This window comes from Neobacillus sp. 204 (genome assembly GCF_046562815.1).
GTDB lineage: Bacteria > Bacillota > Bacilli > Bacillales > Cytobacillaceae > Neobacillus.
This window is the reverse complement of the sequence record NZ_JBJORY010000002.1, coordinates 480651-496945: the sequence shown is the minus strand read 5'-3', so window position 1 is coordinate 496945 and position 16295 is coordinate 480651. Positions and strand designations below refer to the sequence as shown.

The 16295-nt window shown below is 40.1% G+C and carries 19 protein-coding genes; 18 read left to right on the top strand and 1 reads right to left on the bottom strand.

The window, feature by feature from the left end; genetic code table 11:
* Window positions 1-49: 49 nt before the first annotated feature.
* The 14 genes from ACJ004_RS06530 (at window position 50) to ACJ004_RS06465 (ending at window position 9702) form a co-directional block, all read left to right on the top strand.
* Window positions 50-1405, top strand: a complete 1356-nt coding sequence (locus ACJ004_RS06530; RefSeq protein ID WP_410891933.1) for an aspartate aminotransferase family protein — start codon at window positions 50-52, stop codon at window positions 1403-1405.
* A 312-nt stretch (window positions 1406-1717) separates the two neighbouring features.
* A complete protein-coding gene (deoR, locus tag ACJ004_RS06525; RefSeq protein ID WP_410891932.1) occupies window positions 1718-2680 on the top strand; it encodes a DNA-binding transcriptional repressor DeoR in 963 nt (320 codons plus the stop codon).
* Window positions 2673-3332 (top strand): phosphate propanoyltransferase, encoded by a 660-nt coding sequence (pduL, locus tag ACJ004_RS06520; protein ID WP_410891931.1) that lies wholly within the window; start codon window positions 2673-2675, stop codon window positions 3330-3332. Before deoR ends, pduL begins: the two co-directional genes overlap by 8 nt.
* Window positions 3332-4084 carry a hypothetical protein gene (locus ACJ004_RS06515; protein WP_410891929.1) on the top strand — a complete coding sequence of 251 codons (753 nt, stop codon included), beginning with the start codon at window positions 3332-3334 and terminating at the stop codon, window positions 4082-4084. Before pduL ends, ACJ004_RS06515 begins: the two co-directional genes overlap by 1 nt.
* On the top strand, window positions 4081-4380 hold the full coding sequence (locus tag ACJ004_RS06510) for a EutN/CcmL family microcompartment protein (RefSeq protein ID WP_335500755.1): 300 nt from the start codon (window positions 4081-4083) through the stop codon (window positions 4378-4380). Before ACJ004_RS06515 ends, ACJ004_RS06510 begins: the two co-directional genes overlap by 4 nt.
* A gap of 2 nt (window positions 4381-4382) precedes the next feature.
* Window positions 4383-5816: an aldehyde dehydrogenase family protein gene (locus tag ACJ004_RS06505; RefSeq protein WP_410891927.1), complete on the top strand. Its 1434-nt coding sequence runs from the start codon at window positions 4383-4385 to the stop codon at window positions 5814-5816.
* 114 nt (window positions 5817-5930) lie between these two features.
* Window positions 5931-6209: a BMC domain-containing protein gene (locus tag ACJ004_RS06500; protein ID WP_144548608.1), complete on the top strand. Its 279-nt coding sequence runs from the start codon at window positions 5931-5933 to the stop codon at window positions 6207-6209.
* A gap of 11 nt (window positions 6210-6220) precedes the next feature.
* Window positions 6221-7060 (top strand): triose-phosphate isomerase, encoded by an 840-nt coding sequence (gene tpiA, locus ACJ004_RS06495; RefSeq protein WP_410891926.1) that lies wholly within the window; start codon window positions 6221-6223, stop codon window positions 7058-7060.
* Window positions 7057-7515 carry a ribose 5-phosphate isomerase B gene (rpiB, locus tag ACJ004_RS06490; RefSeq protein ID WP_410891924.1) on the top strand — a complete coding sequence of 153 codons (459 nt, stop codon included), beginning with the start codon at window positions 7057-7059 and terminating at the stop codon, window positions 7513-7515. The genes tpiA and rpiB overlap by 4 nt, the downstream gene beginning before the upstream one ends.
* A gap of 173 nt (window positions 7516-7688) precedes the next feature.
* Window positions 7689-7976: a EutN/CcmL family microcompartment protein gene (locus ACJ004_RS06485; protein WP_410891922.1), complete on the top strand. Its 288-nt coding sequence runs from the start codon at window positions 7689-7691 to the stop codon at window positions 7974-7976.
* Complete coding sequence (locus ACJ004_RS06480; RefSeq protein ID WP_026567441.1) at window positions 7977-8252, top strand: BMC domain-containing protein; 276 nt, start codon at window positions 7977-7979, stop codon at window positions 8250-8252. It begins immediately after the preceding gene.
* Window positions 8252-8515 (top strand): EutN/CcmL family microcompartment protein, encoded by a 264-nt coding sequence (locus ACJ004_RS06475; protein ID WP_410891921.1) that lies wholly within the window; start codon window positions 8252-8254, stop codon window positions 8513-8515. The genes ACJ004_RS06480 and ACJ004_RS06475 overlap by 1 nt, the downstream gene beginning before the upstream one ends.
* A gap of 174 nt (window positions 8516-8689) precedes the next feature.
* Window positions 8690-9337, top strand: a complete 648-nt coding sequence (gene deoC, locus ACJ004_RS06470; protein ID WP_410892136.1) for a deoxyribose-phosphate aldolase — start codon at window positions 8690-8692, stop codon at window positions 9335-9337.
* Between the two features lie 164 nt (window positions 9338-9501).
* Window positions 9502-9702: a helix-turn-helix domain-containing protein gene (locus tag ACJ004_RS06465; protein ID WP_410891920.1), complete on the top strand. Its 201-nt coding sequence runs from the start codon at window positions 9502-9504 to the stop codon at window positions 9700-9702.
* Between the two features lie 45 nt (window positions 9703-9747).
* Here the strand turns inward: ACJ004_RS06465 and ACJ004_RS06460 are convergent, their stop codons facing one another.
* A complete protein-coding gene (locus ACJ004_RS06460) occupies window positions 9748-10665 on the bottom strand; it encodes a hypothetical protein (RefSeq protein WP_410891919.1) in 918 nt (305 codons plus the stop codon).
* A 108-nt stretch (window positions 10666-10773) separates the two neighbouring features.
* On the opposite strand from ACJ004_RS06460, the gene ACJ004_RS06455 reads away from it, so the two are divergent.
* The 4 genes from ACJ004_RS06455 (at window position 10774) to proB (ending at window position 16289) form a co-directional block, all read left to right on the top strand.
* The gene (locus ACJ004_RS06455; protein WP_410891917.1) at window positions 10774-13026 is read left to right on the top strand and encodes an AAA domain-containing protein; all 2253 of its coding nucleotides are present in this window, start codon (window positions 10774-10776) and stop codon (window positions 13024-13026) included.
* Window positions 13027-13142: 116 nt separating this feature from the next.
* Window positions 13143-13940 (top strand): hypothetical protein, encoded by a 798-nt coding sequence (locus ACJ004_RS06450; RefSeq protein ID WP_410891915.1) that lies wholly within the window; start codon window positions 13143-13145, stop codon window positions 13938-13940.
* A 26-nt stretch (window positions 13941-13966) separates the two neighbouring features.
* Window positions 13967-14815, top strand: a complete 849-nt coding sequence (locus ACJ004_RS06445) for a DUF3307 domain-containing protein (protein WP_410891913.1) — start codon at window positions 13967-13969, stop codon at window positions 14813-14815.
* 361 nt (window positions 14816-15176) lie between these two features.
* Window positions 15177-16289 carry a glutamate 5-kinase gene (gene proB, locus ACJ004_RS06440; RefSeq protein ID WP_410891911.1) on the top strand — a complete coding sequence of 371 codons (1113 nt, stop codon included), beginning with the start codon at window positions 15177-15179 and terminating at the stop codon, window positions 16287-16289.
* The last annotated feature ends 6 nt before the right edge of the window (window positions 16290-16295 follow it).

Below are 16295 nucleotides of genomic sequence, written 5' to 3'. Positions count from 1 at the left end.
TGAGTACCATTGGTGTCAGGCACCAATGGTAAGAAATGGAGGGAAGAGGATGGTTCAAACAAGTCGATCCCAGGAAACTTTGTTAGAACAGGATGATAAGTATGTATGGCACTCGATGAAGCCTTATAATCCAAACGCGACGTTAGTCGCAGCAAAGGCAGAAGGTTCTTGGGTAACAGATGCTGATGGAAAACGGTATTTAGATGCGATGGCCGGCCTTTGGTGTGTGAATATTGGTTATGGCAGGACTGAGCTTGCCGAAGCAGCCTATGAGCAACTGAAGGAAATGGCCTATTTTCCACTTTCACAAAGCCATATTCCTGCAATAAAACTGGCAGAAAAGTTGAATGAGATAATAGGTGATGAGTATGTCATCTTTTTCTCTAACAGCGGTTCTGAAGCCAATGAAGCCGCTTTTAAAATAGTTAGACAGTACCACCAGCAAAAGGGTGAGCATAGCCGATATAAAATCGTCTCACGCTACCGGGCATATCACGGGAATTCAATGGGAGCACTCGCTGCAACTGGGCAGGCCCAACGAAAATACAAGTACGAACCGCTTGCACCAGGTTTTATTCATGTCTCTCCACCTGATTCTTACAGGGATGAAACAAATGTGACAGATCCAAAGGAACTGTCTTCAGTAAAAGAAATTGACCGGACGATGACTTGGGAGTTAAGTGAAACCATTGCTGCAATGATTATGGAACCAATTATTACTGGGGGCGGTGTCCTCATTCCACCGGATGATTATATGAAAGCCGCAAAAGAGGTTTGTGAAAAACACGGGGCCCTGCTCATTGTTGATGAAGTCATTTGCGGTTTTGGCCGTACAGGTAAGCCATTCGGTTATATGAACTACGGTGTCAAACCTGATATCATTACCATGGCAAAAGGAATTACCAGCGCCTATTTGCCTCTTTCTGCCACGGCGGTTCGCAAAGATATTTACGAAGCATTTAAAGGCAGTGAGGAATATGATTACTTCCGTCATGTCAATACTTTTGGAGGGAATCCAGCAGCCTGTGCCCTCGCTTTAAAAAATCTCGAGATTATGGAAACCGAGAAATTATTTGATCGTTCACGTGATTTAGGTGCACAGCTATTAAATGATTTAAGGAATCTTTTGCAAGACCACCCATATGTGGGTGATGTTCGTGGGAAGGGCTTACTGATTGGAATTGAATTAGTAAAGGATAAGCATACCAAGGAACCGTTGGGAAATGTTCTTGTCAATCAAGTCATCGCTAACTGTAAGCAGGAAGGGATTATTATCGGGAAAAATGGGGCAACTGTAGCGGGATATAATAATGTCTTAACACTGGCACCGCCGTTAACGATTAAACAGGTTGATTTAACCTTCCTTGTGAAAACACTTGTGGAGTCGCTACAGAAAATTAGATGACCACTATTAAAAGAACCTATTTATTTACAATTGTAAATGACATAGGTTCTTTTTTTTCATGGGTAAAGATCAATAAGTTCATAGTGCTAAGAATCAAGTGAATAAATGTCGAAATCTTTTGAAAGAATGATTGACAGATGCTTTACGTCGGTTATAATAATATTAGCAAATGTTCATTTCGACTTTACATAATTTCACTACACAAAAATACTTATTGAACAAATGCTAAATTCTGTTTTTACAAAAAGTTGTAACCGTTTACTTTTTGTGAAAAATGAGTTTCATAACTTTAAAAATTAGGTGAATAAAACTATGGCGGATGAAAGGATTTCGCGCCTGGTGGAAGTGGCTAAAATGTACTATCAATTAGACTACAGTCAGCAGGAAATCGCGAAAAAATTAGGTATTTCCCGCCCCACCGTCTCTAGGCTACTAGTCCAAGCTGTGGAAGAAGGAATAGTCCATATTAAAATTTGCGATCCCTCAGAAGATGTTCAGGAATTGGCATTGCGATTAAAGGAAAAGTTTCACTTAAAGCATTGCATTGTCGCATCTATTCCCGAATATAAGGATGAGTTAATCAAGGTGAAGCTGGGGGAGGTTTCCGCAGATTATTTATATAAGATTGTTCAAAGCGGCGATACGATTGGGATTACCTGGGGAACAACGTTGTATCAACTAGTGAAACAAATTCAGCCTAAGAATGTAAAGGATGTAACAATTGTCCAACTAAATGGTGGGGTGAGTTATTCAGAATCAAATACGTATGCTTCAGAAATCATTAATGGTCTTGCTAATGCCTTTCATACGATTCCACATTTCCTGCAGGTACCTGCGGTCGTTGACCACATTGTCGTCAAGCAGGCGATTATCGCAGACCGGCACGTCAAGAAAATATTGGAATTAGGCAAACAGGCGAATATTGCGATATTTACTGTTGGAGATCCTGGTGAACAATCTACACTCATGCATGCAGGATATTTTTTAGACAGCGACATTGAAATACTAAGGGCAAATCATACGGTTGGCGATATATGTTCCAGATTTATTGACATCAATGGGAATATTAGTCATCAATCCTTAAACGATCGGACGATAGGAATCGAACTCTCACATTTATCGGAAAAAGATTACGGCATCCTCATTGCTGGTGGAAATTCAAAAGTTGAAGGAATATATGGTGCTCTTAAGGGGCGTCATGCCAATGTCCTCATAACCGATGAATATACAGCCAAAGCACTACTCGATTTGGGGGGTGAACACCTTAATGAATAAAGACAAAATTCGAGAGATCGTCGAAGAGATTGTTAAAAATTCTCTTCAGAAATCTAAGATGGTTCCGATTGCTGCATCTAATCGTCATATTCATTTATCCCCTGAACATGTTGAACGACTGTTTGGTCGAGGCTATGAGCTTACTAAGTTAAAAGACTTGTCACAGCCGAACCAATATGCTGCTAAGGAAACGGTATCACTTATCGGTCCAAAAGGGAAAATTCAAAATGTCCGTGTGCTTGGACCTGCCAGGGGCAGCACGCAGGTAGAAGTATCATTGTTTGATGGTTTTACCTTAGGTGTCAAACCTCCTATTCGTAACTCGGGGGATATCAAGGGTTCAGAATCGATTACTATTCAAGGGCCGCGGGGGCAAATTACGATTCATGAAGGTTTGATCTGCGCTGCCCGCCACATTCATATGCACACAAGTGATGGAGAATCATTTGGTGTCCAGGGTGGAGACCTTGTTCAAGTTAAAGCGGATGGTGTCCGCGGGGTTATTTTCTCAAATGTTTTAATCCGCGTTTCACCTAAATACAAGCTTGAAATGCATATTGATCTGGATGAAGCCAATGCAGCTGGGATTAAAAATGGCCAATTAGGTGAAATTATAGCCCACCAAAATCCAAACCAAGTAGGTGGGGTATAATGTTGGTGGATGTTAAAACACAGGTTAAAATGCTTGTCCAGCAGGCAGTTGAAACCTATTTAAAAGAGAAGATGGTCCCGAAGAAGGATGTTCCGATTGCTATTCTATTAGGTTATCAATCTCCCAATCCAACCGCAGTTTTGGAAGCGGTTACTCCGTTGTTGGATACTTATAACGTCACGTTGCTTTTTACAAAAGAATGGCTCCCTATACAAGAAAAAATGAAAGGGCTTTTTTCTGTGTTGATAGAAGATATGTCACAGCAGGAATTAACAGAATTGATCGATCAATCATCCGTTCTCGTTATTCCACAAGCATCGTATAGTTTGCTGTCAAAACTAGCCTTAACGATGGATGATGAGACAGCAGTGTGGGTGGCTATTCAATATCAATTTCTTGGTAAACCGATTGTAATCGCCAATAACGGTGTTGAACCAAATGTCTATCAACAAATCCATGCACCGCATCCTGTCCAGGAACGGATCCAGTCCTATATAAGGAGGATCCGGGCAGATCAGGTCAAATGGGTGCCGCTAAGCAAGTTGGTTAAAACAGTTGATGAACAATATGCCGCATACCATGATAAGCAGTCTCTCATTCTAGCAAAACATGTAGAAAGAGCCTTTCAGGAAGGACTCAGGGAAATTGAGGTACCTGAAAAAAGCCGGGTTACACCTTCTGCAAAAGATTTGGCAAGAGAATTAAAGATTCAAATTAAAGCGTTCGATTCCTCGAAAGGAGGGACGGTATGATCATTTGTAAAGTGGTCGGTTCGATTGTTTCCACCACTAAAGCAGAGAAATTAAAAGGGAAAAAACTCATGATTGTTCAGCCGCTTGATATGAAAAGCATCGAGGAAGATGGGAAACCGCTTGTTGCAATTGATACAGTTGGCTCAGGAGTGGGCGAAGTGGTTTTACTTGTCAGTGGAAGTTCGGCAAGACAAACAGAAATCACAAACGGTGTTCCCGTTGACGCAGCAATCGTAGGGATTGTTGATCAAATAGAAATCCAAGGGACCTTAACCTTTAATAAAGGAGGTAACTAACCTTGCAAATAAATGAAACCGATATCAAAAAAATGGTTGAACAGGTTCTCAGTCAAATAGGGCAGAACCAAACAGCAATCGACGCTGAAACAATCACAGCACAAAAGGATATCAAATTAGGCAATGGCGTGTTTTCGACGGTTGATGAAGCTGCCGCTGCAGCAAAAGTGGCCTGGGAAAAGCTTCGCAAGCTCCCACTATCCATCAGAGAAAAAATGATTGAGAATATGCGAGCTGTTTCCCGTGTGCATGCCGAAGAGTTAGCACAACTTGCAGTCGAAGAAACAGGTTTAGGAAGAGTGGAAGATAAAATTGCAAAAATTCTTTTGGCAACGAATAAAACACCAGGTATTGAAGATTTAGTCAGTACCGCTTATTCAGGTGATGACGGGTTGACACTGGTTGAGTTTGCCCCGATTGGCGTTTTGGGTTCCATCACACCTTCCACAAACCCGGCAGCGACGGTCATCAATAATTCGATATCTCTATTAGCAGCTGGAAATACGGTTGTTTACAATCCGCATCCAAGTGCGAAACGGGTTTCAATTCAAACGCTTCAACTTCTAAACCAAGCGATTGTCGATGCTGGCGGTCCCGAAAACACACTTACATCTGTAGCGGCACCAAATCTTGAAACATCCGCTCAAGTAATGAATCATCCGCAGGTGAATGCGCTCGTGGTGACTGGAGGCGGACCTGTTGTAAAAGCAGCGATGGCTGTTGGTAAAAAGGTCATTGCAGCTGGTCCAGGAAATCCACCAGTTGTAGTTGATGAGACGGCGATTTTACCAAGAGCCGCAGCTGATATCGTCAAGGGCGCCAGCTTTGACAACAACGTATTATGCACGGCTGAAAAAGAAGTGTTCGTGGTTGAAAAGGTAGCCAATGCCCTGAAAGCAGAAATGGTTAAAAACGGTGCGATCGAGCTTAAAGGTTTCCAATTCGAAAAGCTGCTTGAGAAAGTACTTGTGAAGAAAAACGATAAGTTTTATCCAAACAGAGACTTCATCGGGAAAGACGCTTCTGTAATTTTGCAAGCAGCCGGCATTCAGGCGAGCCCAAAAGTGAAGTTAATTATCGCTGAAACCACCAAAGATCACCCATTGGTTATGACCGAGATGTTAATGCCAATTCTGCCCATCGTCAGAGTTTCTAACGTGGATCAGGCCATTGAACTTGCTGTGATCGCTGAGAAGGGAAACCGACACACCGCGATAATGCACTCACAAAATATTACGAATCTAACGAAGATGGCTCAAGAAATTCAAGCAACCATTTTTGTGAAAAATGGTCCATCTGTATCAGGGTTAGGCTTTGAAAGTGAAGGATTTACCACACTGACAATTGCCGGACCGACAGGAGAAGGGTTAACAAGTGCGAAAACATTTACACGTCAGCGCCGCTGCGTTTTAGTAGATGGATTAAGAATCATATAGTGAGGTGTTAGGGATATGGCGAAAGCAATAGAAGAAAAAACAGTCACTTCACAAGAAGAACAACTGAAAAATAAAGAAAAACCAAAATTAGAGGGAACTAGAGGAGGAAATAAAATGGGTCAAGAAGCATTAGGGATGATTGAAACAAAAGGTTTAGTAGGTGCAATTGAAGCAGCAGATGCGATGGTTAAAGCAGCAAACGTAGCATTAGTTGGCAGAGAATTAGTGGGTGCAGGGATTGTGACTGTTATGGTCCGTGGGGATGTAGGCGCAGTGAAAGCAGCTACTGAAGCTGGTGCGGAAGCAGCCCAGCGTGTAGGCACTCTTCTATCTGTACACGTCATTCCACGTCCTAACGGCGATGTAGAAGGTATTTTACCGAAAGCAGAATAAGGTGAATGTAAATGGAACAATCCATTGAACGCTATATCAAAAATCTTGTCAGAGATGTTATTGGTCAAACTCTAGGAGAACTTCAGCTCCAAAGTGATCGGCAAACCTATGTGATTGCTAATTGGAAAATGAATAAAACCCTTAATGAGACCGCTGAATTTTTTCAAAACATAAGCAGCAGCCAGGACGTGTCAGTTGTTATATGTCCGCCAGCCCAACTGCTGTACCCAGCTCATTTATTTATTAAACAATCGGGAAAGCCGATTGGTCTGGGTGGGCAAAATGTTCACTGGACGGACAAAGGTGCGTTCACTGGAGAAACATCAGCTAGGATGTTGATGGATGTTGGCTGTGAATATGTGATTATTGGTCACTCTGAAAGAAGACAATATTCTTTTGAAGATGACGAGTTAGTAAACAAAAAGGTTAAGCAGGCGCTCAAGTCTGGGCTTACCCCGATCATCTGTATCGGCGAAACATTAGGACAAAAGAACGCCATGCAAACAGAACAGGTTTTATCCAAACAACTTTTTGGAGCGTTGACGGATATTGATTCAAGCCAATTTATTCTTGCTTATGAACCGGTATGGGCGATAGGAACAGGACAATCAGCAACAGCTGAACTTGCTCAAGAAACACACGCATACATTCGTTCCGTTTTAAAACAAATACTGGGTCAAAAAGCAGAAAATGTTTCAATTTTATATGGTGGATCGGCTAATGAAAACAATGCAGCTGAATACCATGCGATGCCAGATATTGATGGTGTACTGGTTGGTGGTGCGAGCTTAGACGCCAAAGTCTTTGATGCAATTATCAATGTATTTGCCAAAGGAGAACAGAATTCATGAAAAAAGTTGCGATCGGTTGCGACCATGGTGGATACGAACTAAAAGAAACCTTAAAAGCCTATTTAACAGAATTAGGTTACGAATATTTAGATTTTGGCTGTAAAGCAAATGAATCCGTTGATTATCCCGATATCGCCTTTCTTGTTGGTGAGACGGTGGCAACGAATGATAACTATGTTGGTATTATGATTGATGGTGTCGGAATTGGAAGCGGGATGGTATTGAATAAAATTCCAGGTGTACGTGGAGCCGTCTGTTGGGATCTGTCCTCTGTTATTAACAGTAAAGAACATAATAATGCAAACGTATTATCGATCGGCGGTCAATTTATTGGCGAAGGCCTTGCCAAGCAATTAGTAAAAACATGGTTGGCAACAGAATTTGCCGGCGGCCGACATGATCGTCGAGTGACGAAAATTATGGAAATCGAAAGTCGTTTTATAGGACGTAATTAGGTCTGAAATATAGATTCGCTGATAAAACCTTCAGTATCGCTGATAAAAGTGATTTATCGCTGATATAAGTGAATTACCGCTGATAAAAGGTTCAATTCGCTGATAAACAGTTTTGAAAGAAAAATAGGAGTGTCTAATACAGAGATTTATAGAATAGAAAGCAGGTTTAAAAAATGTTTGTAGCCAAAGTGATTGGAAAAATGGTCTGTACTCATAAAAATGAGAATCTCATAGGTTTAAAGCTGCTGATTGTCCAACCAGTAGATGATCAATTGAAGCATAAAGGTAAACCACTTGTGGCTATAGATACGATTGGACAATCAGGAGAAGGAGATCTTGTTTACTTAGCAAAAAGCAGGGAATCTTCCTTACCGCTTAATAAAGATTTGGTTCCTTCAGATGCTGGAATCTTAGGGATTATCGACTACTATAATGTGATTAATCGAATGGAGGAAATATAAATGAGCAACGCATTAGGAATGATCGAAACTAAAGGTTTAGTAGGGGCAATTGAAGCAGCGGACGCCATGACAAAAGCAGCAAACGTGACATTACTTGGGAAAGTGAATGTTGGCGGTGGGTTAGTTTGTGTAATGGTTCGCGGTGACGTTGGGGCTGTAAAGGCAGCAACTGAAGCAGGTGCGGATGCAGCCCAGCGTGTGGGTGAATTCTTATCGGTTCACGTTATTCCAAGACCACACTCAGATATCGAGAAAATTCTTCCTGTTGCAAAATAATGAAACTAGCAAAAGTGGTTGGAAATGTCGTATCAACGATCAAAACACCGAGTCATCAAAATAAAAAGCTTATGGTTGTCATTCCTGTGGATACTTTAGGTAATGAATGCGGTGATGCCATGATTGCTTTCGATCGTTTTTCTGCAGGGGTTGGCGATTATGTCCTGATCCTAGAAGAAGGTGGATCGGCAAGAGACATTTTAGAAGACCCGAACGGTTCTTTTGATGCCGTCATTGCCGGAATCGTTGATCGATTACATTAATGTGAGGTGAGCACGATGCAAATGGAAGCATTGGTAGAACAAATTACGAATCAAATTATGCAGCAATTAACGAATAAAGAAATGTTGAACGAAGTGAAGCCACAAACTTCTGGAAACGTGACCTATAAAGAAGGATCATCATCTAATATTATTACCGGGCCATCGGTTGCGCGGATGATTGACCATACGTTATTGAAGCCTGAAGCATCCAAAGACCAAATTGTAAAGCTTTGTGAAGAAGCAAAAGAACATAAGTTTGCGACTGTTTGTGTGAATCCATATTGGGTTGCAACGGCTGCCAAGGAATTAAAAGGTTCTGGAGTAGGCATTACCACGGTTGTTGGTTTTCCGCTTGGTGCAACTAGCACATTTGTGAAAAGTGCGGAAACTCGTGACGCCATTGCCAACGGGGCAACGGAAATCGACATGGTCATGAACATTGGTGCTCTTAAGACTGGCGACTTTGAGACAGTGAAAAAAGACATTGAAGGTGTGGTATTAGCGGCAAATGGTCATGCACCTGTAAAAGTCATTATTGAAACGGGCCTTCTTGAATTCGAAGAAAAGAAAAAAGCCTGTATTCTAGCAAAAATGGCTGGTGCGACCTTCGTGAAAACTTCAACTGGGTTTGGCCCTGGCTGTGCCACGGCTGAGGATATCAAACTAATGCGTGAAGCAGTTGGTCCAGACATGGGTGTGAAAGCTTCTGCTTGTGTGAGAGATTTAGATACAGCCCGAAAATTAATTCAAGCCGGTGCAACAAGAATCGGTGCAAGTTCTAGTATTGCGATTATTACCGGCGGTCAAGGCACTGGTTATTAATAGGATATCATTTAGTGGGAATTTGGGCATTTCATGTTGCGATTTTCGCGGCATGGAATTCTCAGATTTCTTTTTTCCTCTACTATTAAAGGATTGTAAAATTTAAAATAGTTTAATATTAAAATCAGCAAAATGAAATCGCTTACATTATGAGGAGGCTTACTATGAACCATATTGGACATCAACTCAAAAAAATGAGATTAAATCGTGAAATTGATATAGAAAAACTAGCTTTTCTTTCAGGATTAAGTGCTGGAACGATAACAGCGATTGAAGAGGGCGAACTCGATGTCCAGGTTTCCACGTTAGCAAAGATATCTGATGTCTTGAATTGCTCCTTCTCGATTGGTGACGTGTCTATTTAATTAATTTCAACAAAAAATCGCCGTGGCAGGCGATTTTTTGTTATGTTATCTGTTTTTTTTCCTTCTAGGTCTAAATCGGAAATTATCGCTACTTTCATAATCATTATATTTATTAACAATTGGAGCAGCATCAACAAAATTATGTTTCACTTTTTTAGGCGTTTTAGGCGCCTCTTCAACCTTATTAGCCACATCGGAAACTACAACTTTATTCTCCGGTTTTGGCTGTTTGGCCTCAGCATTTGTAATTTGATCTAGGACAACTTCAACTTCATTACTTAGAGTTTCAACATCAGTACTAAAAATTTTAACATCCGTACTAAAAGTTTTAAAATTAGAATCAAATGTTTTAAGATTAGTACTAAAAGTTTTAACCTCATTACTAATGGTTTTAACTTCCGGCACTACCTCTTTTATTTCATCATTTACCTCGTTCACATCAACGACTACCTCTTTTATTTCATCATTTACCTCGCTTACATCAACGACAACCTCATCAACCACTTTATCAAAGGTAAAATTGTCCTCATCTTCATTACCTGATTGAGATTCATCATCAGTTATTTCAGCGATTTCGTCATCATCGAATGACCATACTTGTTTTACTTTTTTAATTTTTCCAAGAGTATTTGTCCTCTTATATGCAATTCCAATTAGTTCATCAACTAGGGCAGTAAATTGATCGAAATCCACATTATTTTCACCGCTGTTTTGGATGACATTTAGAAAATCCTGATGAAATAGATTAAATTCTTGCTCGAATTGTTCGCGGTCCATTTCTCGGAAAAAGGTTCCTTTGATCCGAATAAATCCGTAAATTAATTTACTCAATACCTTGGAAACTGCTTGTAATTCTTCCTGGTTTAATTCAGAATCATTACTCAGATAATAATGGATGTCCCGTAGTGTTCGATAATAACTCTTAAAATTCCGGCTTATTTCTAGGAACTCTAATTTACTCATTAGAAATATCCCTCCATATATAATTAATGTATAATGTTTGGAATCAGCGCAATTCTCCTTTTTTATTAATGATATGTACATAATATGCATATAGAAGGGATTATTTTTATGAAAGTGATAAATTTTATTAAAGAATGGCAGCGGGCTCTACAAAATGAAATCCTCCATTTAAAAAAATATGGCAGTAATAAATTTCTTGTTTCCAATGGCAGGATATTATCCACAGAAGGATCTTATACATATTATTTCGATACTTTTACATCTATCCGTGTACCCATCGGTTCTCAGGTTCGACTCGAGTGGGGAAGCATGAAACAAAATGGACGGGTTCTTTCTTCAGAAGGTAAAGGCGTGATGCTCGCTATGGAACAATCATTCGGAGATTTAATCCATGAAGCGCATCTTTTTCATGACCCATGGGAACTGCTCGAACAGCTCATTGAACGCCTCGATGAGATGAAAAAAAGTAAGCAAAAGCGAATCAGAGTCAAAAGGTTGATGGACCCATCCATGCCTGCGCAGCATCCGGTTGAAAAAAGTAAAAGCAATATTCATGAGCTTGTTTTACGTTCCAAATACAACCCAGTTACCTTCGTTTGGGGACCGCCTGGAACGGGGAAAACCTATACCTTGGCGCGCGTAGCAGCTAATAAGTATTTTCAGGAAAAGAAAGTGCTGATATTATCCCACAGTAATCAAGCGGTTGATGTTCTCATTCATGAAATATCCACCTTTATAAAAAAGAAAGACCGTTTCCGTGAAGGGGATGTGCTCCGCTATGGATTTAATACGGGAGAGCCGCTCGCCAATCATGAAGCGGTTACCACCAGTCAACTCCTTCAAAAAGATGATCCTCAGCTTGCAGAAGAGAAAGAACTGTTACAAGAGGAACGACGGAACCTAAAGCAAGATATTGCCCGCTCCTTTAGCAAACGGGATACAAATCAGTTGCTAGAACTAGAGACCAAAATTGCCAGGGTCCTTGAAAAAATCCGCCAAAAGGAACTTGAATTTATCAAAGATGCGTATATTGTGGGGACAACACTAGCCAAAGCTGCAGGTGATGCGGCAATCTATGAAAAAGAATTTGATCTGGTTATCCTTGATGAAGCCAGTATGGCTTATGTTCCTCAAGCTGCTTTCGCTGCGACACTCGGAAAGCGCGTCATTATTTGCGGGGATTTTAAACAATTACCACCGATTGCATCTTCTCGAGATCCATTAGTTACCTTGTGGTTAAAAGAGGACATCTTCCATCGCGCCGGTGTTGTCGATTGGGTTAATGATGGGATGCTGCATCCCCATCTTTTTTTATTAAGAGAGCAACGGAGAATGCATCCGGATATATCCGCTTTTACGAATCAGTATATCTATCATTCGCTTGTCGGTGATCATAAGAGTGTTTTAAAAAATAGAAAAACAATTGTCGATCGTGCACCCTTTCCAGGTAAGGCAGCAGTGCTGCTTGATACAAGCTTCACTGGTGCACATGGAATGACAGAAAAGGCGTCTAATTCACGCATGAATATTTGGCAGGCGATATTGTCTTTTCAATTAATTCATGAATCGTACCTAGCAGGGGCACGATCGATTGGTTATGTGACACCATATCGCGCGCAAGCTAATTTAATGGATTTACTACTTACGGATTTATATGAAAAAGAACTTACAGCGGCGGATATTATCGCTGCGACCGTGCATCGATTTCAAGGCAGTGAGCGAGATGTCATGGTTTTTGATACCGTGGATAGTGAACCGCAGACAAGGGCAGGAATGCTTTTAACCGGTAAGGATAGTGAACGATTGATCAATGTCGCTATCACCAGAACGAAAGGAAAATTCATTCATGTCAGCAATCAATCTTTTATTCGCAAACATGTCTATAATCGTAAAACCCTTCGACAGCTGGTGGAACATCAGGTTAGTAAACAGCAAACAATCGGAACAAAGGATATTGGAAAATGGATCAAGGATCAGCACCCAAGATTACAATGGATGCATGCACGTAAGTTAGAGAAAGTATTCCAGGACATTGAAACAGCTAAAAAATCCATCATTCTTTCTTTACCCGAGCAAACAATCCTATCTGAACAATGGAAGAATTACCTTCAACAAAGGAGCCAGTTTGTAAAATTAACGATATTGGCAGGGGAAGCATGGGAACAACTGCAACCAAATCAAATAATAAACCTCAACATGTCCTTTCCATTTATCATCATCGATGAGCAGCTTTTGTGGCTTGGTTTACCATTAGAGGCGGCAAAAGGTGTCCACCCACCCTATATTGCGGCTAGACTCGATTCGGAGAGGGTATGTGAGTATTTTATCGGACAGTTCGAGATAGGAAGTAGTATTTGGTAGAGTTGTAGGAGATAGTTTTGCTAAATGGACTAATTAGATGATAGTTTGACATAATAATCTAATTTAAATAAAATTAGATTATATAATCTAATAATTTTAGTTGAAGGGGATAAAAAATGAAGGATCCTATTTCGATTTTTATTCTAGATGTAAGCAATTCCTCCACTGAAAAAATGGGAGAGGAACTTACCGTTTATTTGGATGAAGTAGTCGACTGGATTACTTATTGGACAAAGAATATTGGTCCAATCCAAATAAAGCATCGTGCGGGTGATGAAATTATTTTTGTGGGTCCTGGCTATTCAACCGCTTATACGATTGCCTTTTTTGTCAGCAGGGTGTGGAAATACAAAGATCATATGCCTTATTTTGGTTTGGCCTTTGGTGATATTGAAAAGGAATTAAAGGAAGTGGATCTTGAAAAATGGATCCATCCTTTAATCAAACAAGCAAGATATGCGAATGATTTAATCAAACAAGAAAAAAATAGAATGCTCTTTAAGTTCGAGCTGGATCAGTTCTACCCAAGTGATGGCAATCCATCATTACCCTATCATCAATTCAGAAATGAATTTGAGACACTAATCAATGCATTATTACATTTACAGCTGAAATTTATTCAAAATCAAACAGATATTCAGGAGCTCGTCTGTTCGCTCTTCCTTATTTTGAAACAACAAAAGGAGATTGCTACTCTCCTTGGCAGAACGGCTCCCACGATATCGAGCCATTTTAAAAAGGGAAATAGTGAAGAAATCCTAGATACTTTTTCAAAAATTATTAGTATACTGCATTCATTACAAGTAAAAGCGTATCCAAAACGAACAATCCATCCCCAAGATACAAATGAGAACCTAACAAAGAGCATCCGTAATCATTTGAAGTCGATTTTGAAAACATTACTTAATTCTTAGATTCCAGAATAGAGAGAGGAGAAACCATGTTATTTTTCAGTCTAGTTCTGGCACACTTCATTGCTGATTTTTATTTACAAACAGATGACATGGTCGTTGAAAAACGCAAGTACTTTTGGAAACATGTCATTCACCATTTATTCATGACTGCACTGGTTTTAATCGGATTCTGGATCCTCGAGGATAATTTTGAAAATATTCTTAAAAACCTGTTTATCCCATTAATCGTTATAGTGTTGTCACATCTAATCGTGGACTGGATGAAGATTAAGCTGCTTGAAAAAATGAAGCTGACGAACGAAGAAAACATGAAGCGGCTAGGTTACTTTGTTTTGGACCAAGTCCTGCATCTAGGTATGATTACGTTAGTCTGTATGTACTGCTTTCAGTTTGAAATCAAAGGTTTTTTTCAAAGTGAAGGGGGATTAAGCTTTATTGATTCAGTTCTGTTTTTCATTATCATTGTTATCCTGGCAACGACTGTAAGCGGGCATATGATCAAGATTCTCCTCGGTTCCCTGCCGAATCAACTATTAACCTTTGAGGGAAAATATTCGTTTAAAAATGAACGAAAAGAAGCTGAGTTTATACAAAAGGGTAAAAAAGGATTAATTGAAGAATACAATTATACTGTTTTTAGTAAACATGATCTCTCACGCGGGAAATTAATCGGCTATATTGAGAGATTGTTAGTATTATTGTTAACATTTTATAGTGCATACCCAGCGATTGGGTTTATTGTGGCTGCCAAATCCATTGCTCGCTTTAAACAAATGGATGACCGGGACTGGGCAGAATATTTTTTACTGGGAACACTAACTTCGATGTTTCTAGGAATTACCCTAGGTATTTTGTTAAAGATAGTAATCACATAAGTGGGTGTGCCGCTATATGGGCGCTCCACTTTTTATGTAAAATTTAAAATATTCTATTGACTTTTTATCATTTTCTAAGGATAATCAAAGAAATTATAAATCAAAAACAGTTTGGGATTAGTAAATCTTTGGAACGTGTTAGAGAGTGAAACCCGCCTGGCTGAAAGGTTTCTCACGGAAAAAAGTTTGAACCTGCCCTAGACAAACGCTGCTTATGCAAACATAAGCCGTCACCCTCGTTACGGGTTCAAAGTGGGTGCATGGCATCAATAAAGGTGGTACCGCGGAAACGACTTTCCGTCCTTTTTTTAAGGACAGAAGAGTCGTTTTTTTTATTTTTTAAAAGAAGGGTTCGAGGGAAATGAAAAAACAGTTGGTGGTTGTAAAGATTGGGAGCAGTTCACTCACGAATGCCTCAGGGACAATTTCGGGAGAAAAGATCCGTGACCATGTAGAGTCGCTTGCTTTTCTAAAAAAGCAGGGGCATGATGTCATCCTTATTTCTTCTGGAGCGGTTGCAGCAGGATTTGGCTTACTTGGTTATCCCACTCGTCCAAAAACTGTGGCAGGGAAACAGGCAGCCGCAGCTGTGGGGCAAGGGCTGTTGATGCAAAATTATATTCAGTTGTTTAACGAGTTTTCGATAGTACCAGCCCAGATCCTATTAACTCGTGAAGATTTTTATAGCCAAGTCCGCTTTCATAACCTCTTTAATACCATTCATGAGTTACTGCAAAAAGATGTCATACCGATCATAAATGAAAATGATTCGGTAGCCATAGACGAATTGACATTTGGCGACAATGATATGTTATCAGCATTGGTAAGTGGCTTTTTGCACGCGAACGCACTGATGATTTTAACGGATGTCAATGGCTTATATGATGGCAATCCGAAACACCAAAAAGAAGCTAAAAAATATCATTTTATTTCTGAAATATCCGATAGCCTGCTAGGAGTGGCAGGAGAAAGCGTTTCTGCAGTAGGAACGGGCGGAATGAAATCAAAGTTACTAGCTTCAAAGAAAGCTCTTTCCCTTGGTGTTAGCGTTTTTGTCGGTACTGGAAAGGGAAAGGAAAAACTAGTCGATATTTTAGCTGGGAAAGGGGATGGGACGTATATTGGCGGACCATTTCAAACGCAAATGCAAATGAGGAAGCAATGGATTGCTTACCATTCACAAGTCGGTGGTGTAATCGAGATTGATGACGGGGCGGAAAAGGCGATTTTGTTCCAGGGGAAAAGTTTACTGCCTGTTGGAGTGACTAATGTGATAGGAGAGTTTAACGCTTTAGATGTTGTCGTAGTCCGTAATCAAAAAGGAAAAATTGTTGGAAAAGGACAAAGTTACTATTCATCTAAGAATCTACTAGAGGTAAAAGGGAAGCCAAGTGATCAGTCAAAGGATTATTCGATTAATAAAAAAGCAGAAGTGATTCATCGAGATAATTGGGTGACAATACCAAAGGAGTGATAACGA